This window comes from Pseudomonas sp. URIL14HWK12:I6, assembly GCF_000514195.1.
Lineage (GTDB): Bacteria > Pseudomonadota > Gammaproteobacteria > Pseudomonadales > Pseudomonadaceae > Aquipseudomonas > Aquipseudomonas putida_A.
The window spans coordinates 261,659-275,980 of sequence record NZ_AZVL01000001.1 but is presented as its reverse complement, the minus strand read 5'-3'; the positions used below and the strand labels follow the sequence as shown (position 1 = coordinate 275,980).

At 58.5% G+C, this 14,322-nt stretch carries 18 protein-coding genes and 1 pseudogene; 4 read left to right on the top strand and 15 right to left on the bottom strand.

The window, feature by feature from the left end:
* Window positions 1-9: 9 nt before the first annotated feature.
* The 11 genes from tssG to tssA all read right to left on the bottom strand — a co-directional run bounded on the left by tssG (window position 10) and on the right by tssA (window position 9,095).
* On the bottom strand, window positions 10-1,017 hold the full coding sequence (gene tssG, locus H043_RS0101250; protein ID WP_027610384.1) for a type VI secretion system baseplate subunit TssG: 1,008 nt from the start codon (window positions 1,015-1,017) through the stop codon (window positions 10-12).
* Window positions 981-2,768: a type VI secretion system baseplate subunit TssF gene (gene tssF / locus H043_RS0101245; RefSeq protein ID WP_007962320.1), complete on the bottom strand. Its 1,788-nt coding sequence runs from the start codon at window positions 2,766-2,768 to the stop codon at window positions 981-983. Before tssF ends, tssG begins: the two co-directional genes overlap by 37 nt.
* Window positions 2,769-2,837: 69 nt before the next feature.
* The gene (locus H043_RS0101240) at window positions 2,838-3,260 is read right to left on the bottom strand and encodes a hypothetical protein (protein ID WP_027610383.1); all 423 of its coding nucleotides are present in this window, start codon (window positions 3,258-3,260) and stop codon (window positions 2,838-2,840) included.
* The gene (locus H043_RS0101235; protein ID WP_047597110.1) at window positions 3,257-3,481 is read right to left on the bottom strand and encodes a hypothetical protein; all 225 of its coding nucleotides are present in this window, start codon (window positions 3,479-3,481) and stop codon (window positions 3,257-3,259) included. Before H043_RS0101235 ends, H043_RS0101240 begins: the two co-directional genes overlap by 4 nt.
* A 47-nt stretch (window positions 3,482-3,528) precedes the next feature.
* Window positions 3,529-3,885 (bottom strand): hypothetical protein, encoded by a 357-nt coding sequence (locus H043_RS29505; RefSeq protein ID WP_256214096.1) that lies wholly within the window; start codon window positions 3,883-3,885, stop codon window positions 3,529-3,531.
* 5 nt (window positions 3,886-3,890) lie between these two features.
* Window positions 3,891-4,541, bottom strand: a complete 651-nt coding sequence (locus tag H043_RS0101230; protein WP_027610381.1) for a hypothetical protein — start codon at window positions 4,539-4,541, stop codon at window positions 3,891-3,893.
* Between the two features lies 1 nt (window position 4,542).
* Window positions 4,543-5,067 carry a PAAR domain-containing protein gene (locus H043_RS0101225; RefSeq protein WP_027610380.1) on the bottom strand — a complete coding sequence of 175 codons (525 nt, stop codon included), beginning with the start codon at window positions 5,065-5,067 and terminating at the stop codon, window positions 4,543-4,545.
* An 11-nt stretch (window positions 5,068-5,078) separates the two neighbouring features.
* Window positions 5,079-5,486, bottom strand: a complete 408-nt coding sequence (gene tssE, locus H043_RS0101220) for a type VI secretion system baseplate subunit TssE (RefSeq protein ID WP_007920274.1) — start codon at window positions 5,484-5,486, stop codon at window positions 5,079-5,081.
* A gap of 9 nt (window positions 5,487-5,495) precedes the next feature.
* Complete coding sequence (gene tssC / locus H043_RS0101215; RefSeq protein ID WP_003229584.1) at window positions 5,496-6,971, bottom strand: type VI secretion system contractile sheath large subunit; 1,476 nt, start codon at window positions 6,969-6,971, stop codon at window positions 5,496-5,498.
* Between the two features lie 25 nt (window positions 6,972-6,996).
* Window positions 6,997-7,500 carry a type VI secretion system contractile sheath small subunit gene (gene tssB, locus H043_RS0101210; protein ID WP_003229587.1) on the bottom strand — a complete coding sequence of 168 codons (504 nt, stop codon included), beginning with the start codon at window positions 7,498-7,500 and terminating at the stop codon, window positions 6,997-6,999.
* 32 nt (window positions 7,501-7,532) lie between these two features.
* A complete protein-coding gene (gene tssA / locus H043_RS0101205) occupies window positions 7,533-9,095 on the bottom strand; it encodes a type VI secretion system protein TssA (RefSeq protein WP_027610379.1) in 1,563 nt (520 codons plus the stop codon).
* A gap of 752 nt (window positions 9,096-9,847) precedes the next feature.
* On the opposite strand from tssA, the gene H043_RS0101200 reads away from it, so the two are divergent.
* Window positions 9,848-10,204, top strand: a complete 357-nt coding sequence (locus H043_RS0101200; protein WP_027610378.1) for a hypothetical protein — start codon at window positions 9,848-9,850, stop codon at window positions 10,202-10,204.
* Between the two features lie 95 nt (window positions 10,205-10,299).
* Here H043_RS0101200 and H043_RS0101195 read toward each other — a convergent pair whose 3' ends face one another.
* The 3 genes from H043_RS0101195 to H043_RS0101185 form a co-directional block, all read right to left on the bottom strand.
* Window positions 10,300-10,575, bottom strand: a complete 276-nt coding sequence (locus H043_RS0101195) for an HU family DNA-binding protein (protein ID WP_003213368.1) — start codon at window positions 10,573-10,575, stop codon at window positions 10,300-10,302.
* 190 nt (window positions 10,576-10,765) lie between these two features.
* A complete protein-coding gene (locus H043_RS0101190) occupies window positions 10,766-11,914 on the bottom strand; it encodes an NAD(P)/FAD-dependent oxidoreductase (protein WP_027610377.1) in 1,149 nt (382 codons plus the stop codon).
* Between the two features lie 20 nt (window positions 11,915-11,934).
* On the bottom strand, window positions 11,935-12,102 hold the full coding sequence (locus H043_RS0101185) for a rubredoxin (RefSeq protein ID WP_003229600.1): 168 nt from the start codon (window positions 12,100-12,102) through the stop codon (window positions 11,935-11,937).
* 200 nt (window positions 12,103-12,302) lie between these two features.
* Between H043_RS0101185 and H043_RS0101180 the strand changes: the two genes are divergently transcribed.
* The 3 genes and pseudogenes from H043_RS0101180 to H043_RS30600 all read left to right on the top strand — a co-directional run.
* Window positions 12,303-12,863 (top strand): chorismate lyase, encoded by a 561-nt coding sequence (locus H043_RS0101180; RefSeq protein ID WP_027610376.1) that lies wholly within the window; start codon window positions 12,303-12,305, stop codon window positions 12,861-12,863.
* A complete protein-coding gene (gene ubiA, locus H043_RS0101175; RefSeq protein ID WP_027610375.1) occupies window positions 12,863-13,753 on the top strand; it encodes a 4-hydroxybenzoate octaprenyltransferase in 891 nt (296 codons plus the stop codon). Before H043_RS0101180 ends, ubiA begins: the two co-directional genes overlap by 1 nt.
* A 12-nt stretch (window positions 13,754-13,765) precedes the next feature.
* A pseudogene (locus tag H043_RS30600) lies at window positions 13,766-13,855 on the top strand (metal ABC transporter ATP-binding protein); the annotation flags it as partial.
* Window positions 13,856-13,866: 11 nt separating this feature from the next.
* Here H043_RS30600 and H043_RS0101170 read toward each other — a convergent pair.
* Complete coding sequence (locus H043_RS0101170; RefSeq protein ID WP_027610374.1) at window positions 13,867-14,250, bottom strand: hypothetical protein; 384 nt, start codon at window positions 14,248-14,250, stop codon at window positions 13,867-13,869.
* Window positions 14,251-14,322: the final 72 nt, after the last annotated feature.

The following is a 14,322-nucleotide window of genomic DNA, read 5'->3' as shown; positions in this document are numbered from 1 at the left end:
CTCACGTCCTTAATGAATTTTGCTGCCGAGGGTGACCACGCCGTCTGCTTTTTCGCAGCCCAGCCAACTGGTCCACCCCAGGCGACAGTCGTTCTTCTCACCAATGCGCAGTTCGCGGATTTCTTCCGGGCGCAGCACCAGGCGAATGTCGTAATCGAGCGGGTCACGCAGGGTGAACCGCACCAGCGCGCACAGCGGCTGGTAACCGAAACCGATCGGCAGGAATTCGTGGAATCGCTCCCAGTCGAGTTCGGTGATGTGAATGCGGAATTTGCCGCTGCGGTCGCGCACCTGCTCGCCCAGCACCAGGTCTTCACCAAGCAGGCTGTTGGCGCGACCGAGGCGGTTGCGCTGCTCCTCGAGGATCTCCACGCGGCGCTCGATGCACTGCTCGATGACCAGGTCTTCGTGCTTGAAGTAATAACGCAGCACGGCTTCGATCAGCGCCGCCGAGTGCGCGCGCAAGCTGAGCAAACCGAGATACGGCAGCAGGCGCTTCCAGTTCAGTTCCTTGGCCTTGCGGATCTCGTCGCCACCCAGACCGATCAGCGCGAACAGCTGCGACGAAAACGGGTCGATCGCGCCGCTCTGGAAGCTGGCGCGATAGCGGTACTTGCGCCAGATCGGCAGCATCAGCCGTTGCAGGCGATGGTGGAACAGGTCGAGGAAATTGCGCGTCGGGTTGCCGTCCTCGCTGTCGCCCAGCGCTTGTTCGCCATAGAACGCCGGCAGCGGCGAACCCGAGCCGACCAGCCCGATCAGGTTGAAACGCATGCGCGCGCGCATCTGCCCGTGCTCTTCGAAAAACTCCACGCGATCGACGTCGCTGCGCGGAAAGCCCAGGCTCGGGTTCGCCTGGAACTCCACCTGATCGTACAGATCGTCTTCGCTCAGGTACGGGTGCGCCTCGCGCAGCCGGTCGATCACCAGCAGCACGGCCTGAAACAGCGAGTACTCGCGTATTACCTTGGTCAGCCCGCTTAAAGCAGGGGCTGCAGGCCCATACGTGGTGTCCATTGGTACACCTCTCCCTGTGTGCTTTTTACCCGCAGCTCGTGGTACGAATTGAGACTGGCGTAAAGCGCGAAAAACTCGTTAAGAACCGAGGCGAAAACGAACAGGTCGCCTTCGCCGATATACCCTTCCGGGTCGATGGTCAGTTCGGTGCGCAGACCACGTACCGGCAAGCCACGGTGCAGCCGGTCGACGTGGTGGTGCTTGATGTGCTTGAGGCCGCCGAGCAGGCGTTTGCTGACCTTCTCCGCGTGCTGGTCGTAGTAGCGCGGCAGGTCGTAGGTTTCGAGAATCACCTTCAACGCGTTGACGTCGGCCAGCGACAGATAGTTGAGCGACATGTTGCTGATCAGCTTCCACAGGAAGTCACGGTTCAGCGGCGGCGCAAAGCTCGACGTGGCCGGGGTGATGTTGCGGAAACTGAGGAACTCCGGGGTCTCTTCACAGGCCATGCAGATGTCGCCGAGCTTGAGCTTGCGCGGCAGGTTCTGGTTGGTGCAGATCAGCTCGATCGACAGGGTTTCGTGGGCTTCGGTGTGACGGATGCCGAAGCTCAGGTAGGTGTCGAGGCCGTCATGCAGCAACGACGAACGCTGGCGGATGCTGTAATGCGGACGGCTGTTGGGCACGTCGAAACTCGGGTCATGCTCGAAGGATTCGAACGGCACGTACTCCTGATAACCGAGGCCGCCGGGCTTCCAGCCGGTGACGGTTTCCACCGAGAACACGCCGCAGTTTTCCAGATCGTATTCCGCCGGCAGCAGCAGGTATTCATCCTGTTTGCCATCGAGGCGGATCGGCAGCGCGTCATGCGCGAACAGGTTGGCAATCGGCGTGCAGAACAGCTTCACGTTATCCAGGGTCGGACGCATGCGCATGATCCCGCTCTTGCGGATATCGAAACGCAACTCCAGGCCGCGCATCTGCTTGAGGGTGTCTTCCGGCAGCGCCTTGAGGATGTCCAGACCGTTGACGTCGACGAACAGGAACTTGTCCTGGAAGGCGAAGTATTCCTGCAGGTAGCGATAGCCACGGAAGGTGTTCAGCGGATATGGGATCAACGCTTCTTCTTCGGCAAAGCCCACCGGCTTGACCCGGTCACCGGGAATCTTGAACGCCATCGGCTTGCCCGCCACGCCATCGATTGGCTTGCCGGCGCCGTCGAGCGGGATCAGCTCGATGCCTTCGAGGTTGCGCAGCAGGCTCAGGTAGAGCATCTGGCTGATGTAGCGCTCGCCGGCAAAATGCAGGCGCAGTTTGCTCAGTTCCAGCTCACCGAGGTGGCCGTCGGCGCTCATTTCCAGACGCAGACTGAGCAGCGAACCGTCGCCCTTCACCGAGTAGTTCAGCGCGGCCAGATCCAGCGGCAAGACTTCGGTCGGGTAGCAGGTGCGGAAGCGGCAACGCACGTCTTCGATCGGTTTGCTTTCAATCGGCGTATCGCGCTCGACCACCAGCGCCGGCCCGGAACGCTTCAGCGGATCAAACTGCAGAATGCTGAACGCCGGCAGCGGACGCATGTAGTTCGGCCACAGCAGTTGCATCAGCGAATGGCTGAGCTCGGGCAGCTCGTCATCGAGCTTCTGCCGCAGCCGCCCGGTGAGGAACGCAAAACCTTCCAGCAACCGCTCCACATCCGGATCCCGCCCAGCCTGGCCCAGAAACGGCGCCAACGCCGGACTACGCTCGGCGAAACGGCGACCCAGCTGGCGCAGTGCGGTGAGTTCGCTTTGGTAGTAGTGGTTAAAGGACACGGGTTACCTGCCTGGTAGTGGAACTCATGGAATAACTGTCCTGCGGAGTACGCTCGATGTCCGACCTGGTCATTGGATTGCACCTGCAGGCTGACTTGGCTGAATGCGACCTGCGATGTTTCGCAAAGCCCAACGCAACTCGATGACTTGAGTGGTGAGGATCGCCAGCAACGTGACGCAGCCTTGAGCTACGCCGTAAAACAGGGCTCTTAACGGGTTGTCGGGTAGCATCCAGAGCAGGATGAAGCCCACCATCAGAAAAAGGATGGCCAGCTTGGCGACCAGACCTGGAATTAGCGCAACGATCAGGTTGACGCCCAGAAAAATGTAAAACAGTGCGTAACTCGCAATGCCGATGGCGACACCATGGGAGGTAAATCCGCCGTTAAAAAGCCTGTAAGCATGCACAACCGCGTCATTCAAAAATGCATAAGCCACGCATCCGAGGGCGTGGATTAATAGGCATAGGGCGAGACGAACGTAGCTACTCATGTAAGCCTCAAATTCCCATACCACGAACCAAAGCCATGGATAGCAACAATGGCTACCAGAACCGAAAACGTCATCACACGGTGCAGGCGCGAATTCCGAGCAGCGGGAAAAATTGCTGCCGCGAGTAAAAAAAAGCTCAACAGGGCCAGCCAGCCGAACAGGTCGCTGTCGGCAACAAAGGCGAGGTAGCCTTGAATTTCACCTGCTTCAGATATTTTCATCAGCTTCCAACGTATACCCAAGAATGCCTTTTAATATTTGCTCATAGCTATTTCGCTTTAGCTTTTTCAGAACTTAGGACTTTGCGTTGCTGAAGATAAATAACACCTTCTCCTGAAAAGGCAATTACACTGTTAGATGTGAGTGGCTCGCTATTCTCGTCTCCAAACTTGAGCCATCCTTCATCCCACAACTCACCACTTTCATGCCTGACTTGAACGAAATAATATGGAGGTTCTGACTTAGTCACTTCAATGTATTGACCTCCATCAGCACCACCTCTCCAATGAGCATTTGGATATTCGCTGAGTACATGCGGCTTATCTTCTGAAAAATCCATAAAAAACATTACCCCGAATGCTATCAACAGAGACAGTGCACCAACGGTCATCAGAAAACGCTTCAACCAGATCAATCTTTTATCTCCAACGTATCGCTGCTGAATGTGTAATCCAGATCTGGCTTTGTTTCTTGGAAATCCTCCATATAATCTTTTGGTATCACTGCAAAATAGGATCTTTTAGGCGCACCGAGATCCAGACTATCAACTAAATCAGCCACAAACGTCATACAGTTGTGGCTTCTTATGCTGTACGGTTCTCTATTCATGTTGTCATTGTCTTTTTCTTTATTTTTAAGCCATGCTTCGGCCTGAGAAAAAGCGGCCCCCCTGAGTACAACCCCAGACACATTGCTCGACTGACCATAAGCTGAAGACATACTTCTCAACGTTTTTTTGAGTGATGACTCAGTAATCGCTCCGCCTTTGATCGTCACATTAGGAACAGGGCGTAACCTCACAATTCCCGGTGGACCTGCTCCTTCATAACGCCCGTACTCTCCGTACTTCGTCAGCCCCGTTTTACCGTTGACAATTAGTACACCTGCGTGGCCTAAGTCAGAGAACTTATGACTAATACCCAAAGCCTCCACATGAATTTTGTAGTCCGGAAACACAACAGGAATCACAAAATCATGATCACTTACCAAGTAAATTTGTACTGGGGTCTTATCCTTAGCAGGAGTGGTCGCTACAGTTGCGAGTTTTACGGCTTGAGGCATTTCACTCTCCCCTAACCAACCAATTTGGTATAGCCGAAATTTGTATATTTTGGACTTGAGCTTTTGAGCCCAGCGACTTGGATAGTCCGGTCTCGTCTGTTACGCCTCGAATTTCCGAACCATCCTCAAGCGTAGCGGTGTATGCAATATTTTTAAGTGGGGCTCCCGATACTGGGTCCATTAACTGAACACGTACATCAAAGCCAAATATATTCAACGGAATTGGTGGCACAAACGGCGCCGGCGAGTGCGAATTACCGATAATCACCGTCCCGGAACCTGCCGTGACCTTGTTGCCGTGAGCACCAACCGAACCTACGGTCGCAGCGGGTTTGCCATTGATCAAAACCGTGGTCGCCAGATCGCCAACCAACGCACCACCACACGCCGAGGCATCGCCTTGGCGGGCGGCCGCGAGGCCGTCGAAGAACACGTCGCCGGAACCGGCGGCGATCGGGTTGGTACCGTGGCCAGGAAGTGGGCAAGCGGTGGGGTCGGATACGCGTGCTGCGGGTTTGCCAGACATCGGGGATCTCCTTAGGTGACCTTCACTTGGCCGCTGCCATCCAGGCGCGCGGAAAAACTGACCTGACGCTTGAAACCCTCGACTTCCAGCAGGCCTTCGATGCTGAAGGCCAGACGTAGCTGGTCGTGATCACGCGGCAGGGAAATGACACGCACGTTGCTCAGGCGCGGCTCGTAGGCTTCGATGAAGTTTTCGATGGCCAGACGGGCCTGACTCAGGGAGTCGTGCAGGCTCAGACGCATGTCATTGAGATCGGGCAACCCGTAGTCGGCCAGCGTTTGCACGCTGCCGGCCCGGGTGCTGAGCATTTTGGCCAGATGGGCAGCCACTGACGCCATGGCACAAGCCTCGAGGCTGTTGCCCTTGCGTAGTTGCGCGTCGCCGTTGAGGCGCTCGAACAGGCTGCCGTATCCGTCCATGAGTCGCTCTTACTCTTTGTCCAGCTTGCCAACCAGCGACAGGGTGAAATCGGCACCCATGTACTTGAAGTGCGGACGCACGTTCAAGCTGACGCGGTACCAGCCCGGCTCGCCTTCAACGTCGCTGACGATCACTTGCGCAGCGCGCAGAGGACGACGGCCACGCACTTCGGCGCTCGGGTTTTCCTGGTCGGCGACGTACTGGCGGATCCACTTGTTCAGTTCCAGCTCGAGGTCGGTACGCTCTTTCCACGAACCGAGTTGCTCGCGCTGCAGCACTTTCAAGTAGTGAGCCAGGCGGTTGACGATCATCATGTACGGCAGTTGGGTGCCGAGCTTGTAGTTCAGCTCTGCCGCCTTGCCTTCTGCGCTGATGCCGAAGAACTTCGGCTTCTGCACCGAGCTGGCGGAGAAGAACGCCGCGTTGTCGGAGCCTTTGCGCATGGTCAGGGAGATGAAGCCTTCCTCGGCCAGTTCGTATTCACGACGGTCGGAGACCAGAACCTCGGTAGGGATCTTGGTTTCGATTTCGCCCATGCTTTCGAAGTGGTGCAACGGCAGATCTTCAACCGCGCCACCGCTCTGCGGGCCGATGATGTTCGGGCACCAGCGGAATTTGGCGAAGCTGTCGGTCAGCTTGGTGCCGAACGCGAACGCGGTGTTGCCCCACAGGTAGTGCTCGTGGCTGTTGGCAACGGTTTCCTTGTACACGAACGATTTCACCGGGTTTTCTTCCGGATCGTACGGGTTACGCAGCAGGAAACGCGGCACGGTCAGGCCGACGTAGCGGGAGTCTTCCGAAGTACGGAAGCTCTGCCATTTGGCGAATTGCGGGCCTTCGAAGTGGTCTTTCAGATCCTTCAGATCCGGCAGGCCGGTGAAGCTTTCCAGACCGAAGAATTTCGGGCCGGCCGCGGCGATGAACGGCGCGTGGGACATGCAGGAAACGCTGGCCACGTACTGCATCAGTTTCACGTCCGGCGAGCTTGGGGACATGAAGTAGTTGGCGATGATCGCGCCCACCGGCTGACCACCGAACTGGCCGTATTCAGCGGTGTAGATGTGCTTGTACAGGCCCGACTGCATGACTTCCGGCGAGTCTTCGAAATCGTCCAGCAGGTCTTCTTTGGAGACGTTGAGGATTTCGATCTTGATGTTTTCGCGGAAGTTGGTGCGGTCGACCAGCAACTGCAGGCCACGCCACGACGATTCCAGAGCCTGGAAGTCCGGATGGTGCAGGATCTCGTCCATCTGACGGCTGAGCTTGGCATCGATCTCGGCGATCATGCGGTCAACCATGGCCTTCTTGACCGGCTCACCGTTGTTCTGCGGCTTGAGCAGTTCTTCGATGAACGCCGACACGCCACGCTTGGCGATGTCGTAGGCTTCGTCGTCCGGAGTCAGACGGGTTTCGGCGATGATGCTGTCGAGAATGCTGTACTCGCCGCTTTCGGCGCTCTTCTCTTGTGCTGCGCTAGTGCTCATTGTGTTGGCTTCCTTGGCTGGAGTCTCAGGCGTCCGGGGCTGCGGCGTTCAGGCCCAGCTCACCGAGTACGCGACCGCGGGATTCGTCGTCGGCGAGCACGCCTTCGATCGCTTTACGGAACGCAGGTGCGTTACCCAGCGGGCCTTTGAGGGCCACCAGCGCATCGCGCAGTTCCATCAGTTTTTTCAGCTCAGGCACTTGCTCGACCAGGCTGGCCGGGTTGAAGTCCTTCATCGAATTGACGCGCAATTGCACAGCCAGCTCGTCGGCCTCGCCATCTTCCTGCAGACGGTTCGGCACGCTCAGCGTCAGACCCAGCTCTTGCTTGGCCAACACTTCGTCGAAGGTCATCTTGTCGATGCTGATCGGCTTGCGATCTTCGATTTTGCGATCGTCCTTGCGGTGGGTGTAGTCACCGATTGCCAGCAGCTTCAGCGGCAGTTCAATCTCTTCCTGAGCACCGCCGGTGGCGGGTTTGAAGGTGACGTTGATGCGTTCCTTGGGGGCTACCGAGCCTTCTTTGGCCATGGCTTTTCTCCTTGCGGTTGTGGCCCTGGGGCCTATTCGAGTACCACTTCGAGGTCGAGGTGGCACAGCCTGCGATAAATCTCTTCCTTGCGTTCACGCACTGCATGGTTCTGCGGCAACAACTCGCAGCAACTGTGCAGCAGGTGCAGCACTTCCAATGCAAGATCGGGCTCCCAGGCGTGCAGGCCTGAGTCCTGTAATGTCTGATCGAGGGTTTCGAGCTGGTTCTTGGCCAGTTCGTACTTCTTGGCCATGAAGCACAGCCGGGCAAGGGCGAACTGCCAGAAGAACCGCTCGCGTCCACCGTGAGCCGATTGCAGCCCTTGCTTGAGCGTCTGCACGGCAGGCTTCAGGCCTTCCTTGCGCAGCATCGGCAGCACGTCCTGAAGGGCCTTTTCCCAGGCGGGCTGGGTTTCGACGTCGTCGGTTTCGACCTTGCGCGGCGCACTGGCGCTCTGCAGGTGCGGCATGACATTGCCGGCGATCCACGCCCGGGTGGACGGATCGGCAAACGGCGCGCCGTCATGGAAACGACATTCGATGATGCCGGGCAGGCGTTGAACCAAAAGCGCGAAGTGGATTTCCACTTCGCGCATTGCCATCTCGGCGTTGAGGTTCTGGAGACATTCCCAGACCATCCTCTGGCCATCGAACCAGAACGGCGCCTTCGCCAGGCTCGCCTCCAGTTCCACCAGCAGGTCGGCGTATTTGCCCTGATCGAAGCGATCCTGATACTGCTTGAGTTTGTCCACCGGCAGGCCGCGTAGCACGGTGATCTGCTCGGCGTTGCGTTCGGGCACCGCGTCGATCGGCAGCCAGAGCAAAGTGCGGTTCAGGCGCAGGGCGCGCAAGTCGGTGGCCTTCTGCTTGAGCCACCAGGCACACAACGGACGCGCGCTTTCCTGCTGCGCGCGCAAAGCCTTGTAGGCGTCTTTTTCGTTGTCGATCGGTGCGCCGGGGGTCAGCAACTGGCTCGCGGCCTGCTTGACCTGCGCCACCGCTGCGCCCACCACACCGGGGGCCGGCTGATTGTCGGCGGCACGCTGGATCATGGTTTTCAGGCGACGCGAGAGCGGCAGCAACAGCGGTGCATCATCGCCCAGGTGCTCGGTGCATGCGGCATCGAGGCCGGCCAGATGCTCGGACAGTTGCCGGAACATTGGCAGCTGTTCCTTGATCGCAATGTTTTCGGTGAGCACCTGCTCCAGACGCGGCACCAGCCAGCCGATGGCGGCCGCACGGGTGCGCGGTTTGAGCGGGTGAACGTCGGCCCAGTGGTTTTCCGACAGATGGTGCAGCAGACCGAGGCCGGCCAGCAGCCCGGGGAAGGATTCACGCTGGTACAACGACCAGGTCAGCCAGGCGCCGACACGCAAATCCTTGGATTGGGTACGCAGCAGATTTTCGCTGTTTTCACGGATTTTCAGCCAGTCGATCTGCCCGCTTTCGTGCATCGAAGAGGCTTTGGCCAGCTCGCTTTCCAGCGCCTCGAATTCGCTCGAAAAACGAACGTCTTCGCCCGCGAAATTCTCTTTGGAAACAGAGACTTTTGCGAGTTCGAGGTAATGGGCGGAAAGTTTGCTTGAGTAGGACATCCATGGCCTTTAATTAGGATTACAGTCATGCGCCTATTGGAGTTGCTGCGGCGCGGGACAGTATCGAAGAGCAGTGAAGCGACTCATCCAATTGAGATGTGCTCTTTCAAGTGGGCGCATCGTAATCACTATGATGGCCACTAGCAAGCATCTGGTTAAACAACAAGACGAAGTGTTCATTGGACCGTGTAGGAGATCGCCCTATATGTGGCAGGGGAATCCCTGATGGCGATTTATATTGTGAACATTTGCCCTGCGCCCTCAGAACCCTTGATCCAGAGCGGCCCGATCCCGCCTGCGCGAATCGCGTCGAACATCCGTCCTATTACACGGGGGCCAGCATGACAACTCTCGAAAAAAATAGAAGTAGGATTTTTCCGAGAACCCGCTGGAATTACAAACAATTCAGCGGCGACAACGCTCAACAAAAAAAGTGCCATCAATTTGATGGCAATTCATTTTTCTGAAACTTTATTCATCTCGTGAATGCTGTACTTCAGTGCCAACTCAATAATTATCGAAGTGCGATCCAACAGACATTTCCACCACTTACGCAACACTTCCACGCCGAAAATACTCTGACAAATGTCAGGGATAATTCTTACATCGTTTTATTTCCCACGCTGCCAGCTTGCCTTGGTAAATTCTTTTCGCCCGGCAATGTCAACCAGACCGGCTGACTGTTGAGCCACGATCCGAAGCCTGCATCTAATTCGGCTCCTGAACCCGGAGCCGCCAAGGAGCTTTACCTCATGGAATTGAAACCCCTGTTGTTCGCAGCACTGATGTGGCTTCCCGTCACTCACGCCTCTGCAGATACCCCGCCACTGGACGGTCATTACTATCTGACCGGCGCAATGGAAATGGGCGCCGAATTGCTGCTGCGCAAGGACGGCACGTTTGACGCGGGCGTGGCGTATGGCAGCGCAGATGGCTTTGCCAAGGGCACCTGGCAGGTGCAGAACAACACCGTAACGCTGAAGAGCGAAACCAAACCGGCGTCGAACAGCGATTTGTCCGGCCTGTTCCAGGATCTGCAACTGGCGATCGAACCGAATTGCCTGGCCGTGGATTTCGGCAACGGCAAGGCCTGCTTCCGGCGTCAATAAGCCATTTGCAGCCACAAAAAATGGGCACCCGACCGCAATCGGTGTGCCCATTTTTTATTGCAGTTCTCCCCGCTACTCAGGGAGTTCGCCACAATTTAAGGATTGACGCTGTCTTTCAACGACTTGCCTGGCTTGAATGCCACGGTGTTGCTGGCCTTGATCTTCACCGGCTCACCGGTTTGCGGGTTCTTGCCGGTGCGGGCGCCGCGGTGACGTTGCAGGAAGGTGCCGAAGCCCACCAGCGTGACGCTGTCCTTGCGGTGCAGAGCGCCGGTGATTTCTTCGAGGACGGCGTTGAGAACGCGGTTGGCCTGTTCTTTGGTCAGATCCGCTTTTTCAGCGATTGCAGCGGCGAGTTCTGGTTTACGCATTAGTGAAGCCCCTTTGACGGTTTTTTGTTGTTATGTCCGTGCTGTTCTCGTTGGAACAGCGCCCAAGGCGCCGCAGGCTCTACTCTGCGGCAGACGGGAGTGAGAATGGCACGCGGATACCGGCGGCGCCAGTCTCCCCGCGACCTTTGTGGGGGCAAAAGCGGGGTGATTCCGACAGAACGACCGGTATTTACGCCAGCAGGGGCGGAAGCTGTTTGTTCAGAGCAAGTTTTTCCATCACCGCCGCACCGGTCAGTGCATAGCCGAGCAACTGACCATCGGCACTGTGGCACAGGGCCTTGATGTCGGCGCCCTGCCCTTCGACGGTCCAGACGCCTTCGCTGCCCCGTGGCGGTGGCGAAACGACCAACGGGCACACCGGAGTTTTCACCGTGATCGGCATCGGGCCGTAACTCACGGCCGTCGGATTGCCCGCCAGGGTTTGTGCCAGCGCACGCGCACAGCTCATGAGGGGCATCACGTACAACAAATTCAGCCCATCGACCTCGGCACAGTCGCCCAGGGCGTAAATATTGGCGTGGGACGTCTTCAGATACCGGTCGACTACGACACCGCGATTGACCTGCACCCCGGCCGCCGCGGCCAGATCGATGCGCGGGCGCAGGCCGATGGCCGATACCACCACATCGCAGGCAATCACCTGCCCGTCGGACAGATGCGCTTCCAGCCCGTCCGCGACTTTTTGCAGGCGAGTCAGCACCGGGCCGAGGTGGAAACGCGCGCCGAGGCTTTCCAGCCCGGCCTGCACGGCTGCTGCAGCGGCCGGGTGCAGCAGCATCGGCATCACTTGCTCGCACGGCGCCACCAGTTGCACCTCGTAGCCGCCGAGGATCAGGTCGTTGGCGAATTCACAGCCGATCAGCCCGGCGCCTAGCAGCAATACGCGGCGCTTGCCCGCAGCGGCTGCACGAAAGCGCGCGTAATCTTCGAGATCGTTGATCGGGAACACCAGATCAGCACCGTCACCTTCGATCGGCACTCGCACGGTTTCCGCACCCCAGGCGAGGATCAGGTCGCGGTAGTACACCGCTTCCTCGCCGATCCACAGGCGCTTGTGGCCGGCGTCGATGCCGCTGATGCGCGTGTGGGTGCGCACTTCGGCCTTCAACTGCTCGGCCATGGCGCCGGGTTCGGCCATGCTCAGGCCATCGGCGTCCTTGTTCTTGCCGAAACCGGTGGAGAGCATCGGCTTGGAGTAAGAGCGCCCGTCATCGGCGGTAATCAGCAGCAGCGGGGTTTCGCCATCGAGTTTGCGAAACTCCCGGGCCAGGTTGTAACCCGCAAGCCCGGTGCCGACGATTACGACAGGTGCGTTCATGCCTTACTCCTTGGTTTTTCTCAGTTGATTTCGATCATTTCGAAGTCCGACTTGCCCACGCCGCAGTCCGGGCACAGCCAGTCTTCCGGCACGTCCTGCCACAGGGTGCCCGGCGCGATGCCGTCATCCGGCCAACCGTCAGCTTCGTTGTAGATCAGGCCGCAGACGATGCATTGCCACTTTTTCATTCAGGTACTTCCTCAGGATTCAGGCTTTTGTCGGCGCGGATGGTCGATGGTGGTTGCGCTGCCATCCGGCTCAGGGCGTTTTGTACTGAGGGTGCCGGGCAGATGCAAGCCTGTTCGGCGCAACGGCGCCCCGGATCCATCAAATTCGCAGCACGCCATGTTAAGCTCGCCGCCTCATTTGCGGCCAATAATGACTCATTGTGCAACATTCAAACGCCTGCCCGGCCCCGCTCTGGCTGACTCAAAGCCGACTGACGCCCCTTCCCGATTCGTTGACCCTGAACTGGTTGTTCGACGAAGGCTCGCTGACCCGCCGCCTGACGCGGCTGTCGAATGACGGCTTCAGCGTCACACCGTTGTTCGAAGGCTGGGACACTTTGCGCAGCGACGAATGCGCGGCGCTGGATTTGGCCGAAAGCAGCGAAGGCTGGGTGCGCGAGGTGTATCTGCGCGGTCACGGCGAGGCCTGGGTGTTCGCCCGTAGCGTGGCGTCACGCGCCGCCCTGCAAGGCGACGGCCTGCACATGGACGAACTGGGCAGCCGCTCGCTGGGCGAACTGCTGTTTTGCGACCACGCCTTCCAGCGCCGCGCCATCGAGGTCTGTCACTACCCGCAAGACTGGCTGCCGCCAGCCTGCCGCGCCCCGGAGCTGTGGGGCCGGCGCTCGCGCTTTGACCGTGGCGCCTTGAGCGTACTGGTGGCGGAGATTTTCCTGCCGCCCCTGTGGAGCGCCACCCGCGCCCATCCGGAGAACTGCTGATGTACCAGAGCCTGCTCAAGTCCCTGAACCGCTTGAACCCGCGCGCCTGGGATTTCATTCAGCTGACGCGCATGGACAAGCCGATCGGCATCTACCTGCTGCTGTGGCCGACCCTGTGGGCGCTATGGATTGCCGGTAAGGGCTCGCCGTCGCTGGCCAACATGGTGATTTTCGTCCTCGGCGTGGTGCTGACCCGTGCCGGTGGCTGTGTGATCAACGACTGGGCCGATCGCAAGGTCGACGGCCACGTTAAACGCACCGCGCAACGACCGCTGGCCAGCGGCAAGATCAGTTCGAAAGAGGCGCTGGTGTTCTTCGCGCTGCTGATGGGCGTGAGTTTCCTGCTGGTGCTGTGCACCAATGCGCCGACCATCTGGCTGTCGCTGGGCGGTCTGGCGCTGGCGTTCACCTACCCGTTCATGAAGCGCTACACCTATTACCCGCAAGTGGTGCTCGGCGCGGCGTTCTCGTGGGGCATGCCGATGGCGTTCACCGCTGAAACCGGTGAACTGCCCGCCGCCGCGTGGCTGCTGTGGATTGCCAACCTGCTGTGGACGGTGGGTTACGACACCTATTACGCGATGACTGATCGTGACGACGACCTGAAGATCGGCGTGAAATCCACGGCGATTCTGTTCGGCGAGGCGGATCGGGTGATCATCCTGACGTTACAGGCGCTGTCGCTGGGCTGCCTGTTGCTGGCCGGGTCGAAGTTCGAGCTGGGCATCGGGTTCCATCTCGGCCTGTTGGTGGCCGCTGGATGCTATGCGTGGGAATTCTGGTACACCCGTGATCGCGACCGCATGCGTTGCTTCAAGGCGTTTTTGCACAACCACTGGGCCGGGTTGGCGATTTTTGTCGGGATCGTGCTGGATTACGCACTGCGTTGATCCACAAAACCTGTGGGAGCGGGCTTGCTCGCGAAGGCGTCGTGTCAGTTGGCCTCTTCGTCAACTGACACACCGCTTTCGCGAGCAAGCCCGCTCCCACAGGGGATTTGCGTTTACTTGGCCTTGGCGACGTGCCAGGCGCCGTCCATCTTGCCTTCACCGGTCATGTCACCAGCCTTCTTGTCCATGACGAAGGTGTACAGCGGTTTGCCCTCGTAGGCCCATTGCATCTTGCCATCGTCACGCTTGATCACGGTCCAGTCGCCCATGGACTTGTCGCCGGCCGTAGCCATTAGTGGTGGCCAGTTCGCCGCGCATTTGTCGTTGCACATGGACTTGCCCGCAGAGTCTTTGGCAAAGGTATACAGGGTCATGCCCTTGTGATCGGTAAACATGCCGTCCTTCTCCATCGCTGGCTCAGCAGCAAACGCCATGGTCGGTAAAGCAACGGCAGCAGCCATCAGCAGAGCTTTGAAAGAAGCAGTCATTTGAGTCATGGAAACCTTCTTTTGTGGTTGTCAGGATTCGGACTTAGAGCTTAGTCCAGGATCACGCCAACCGCCGGGCGA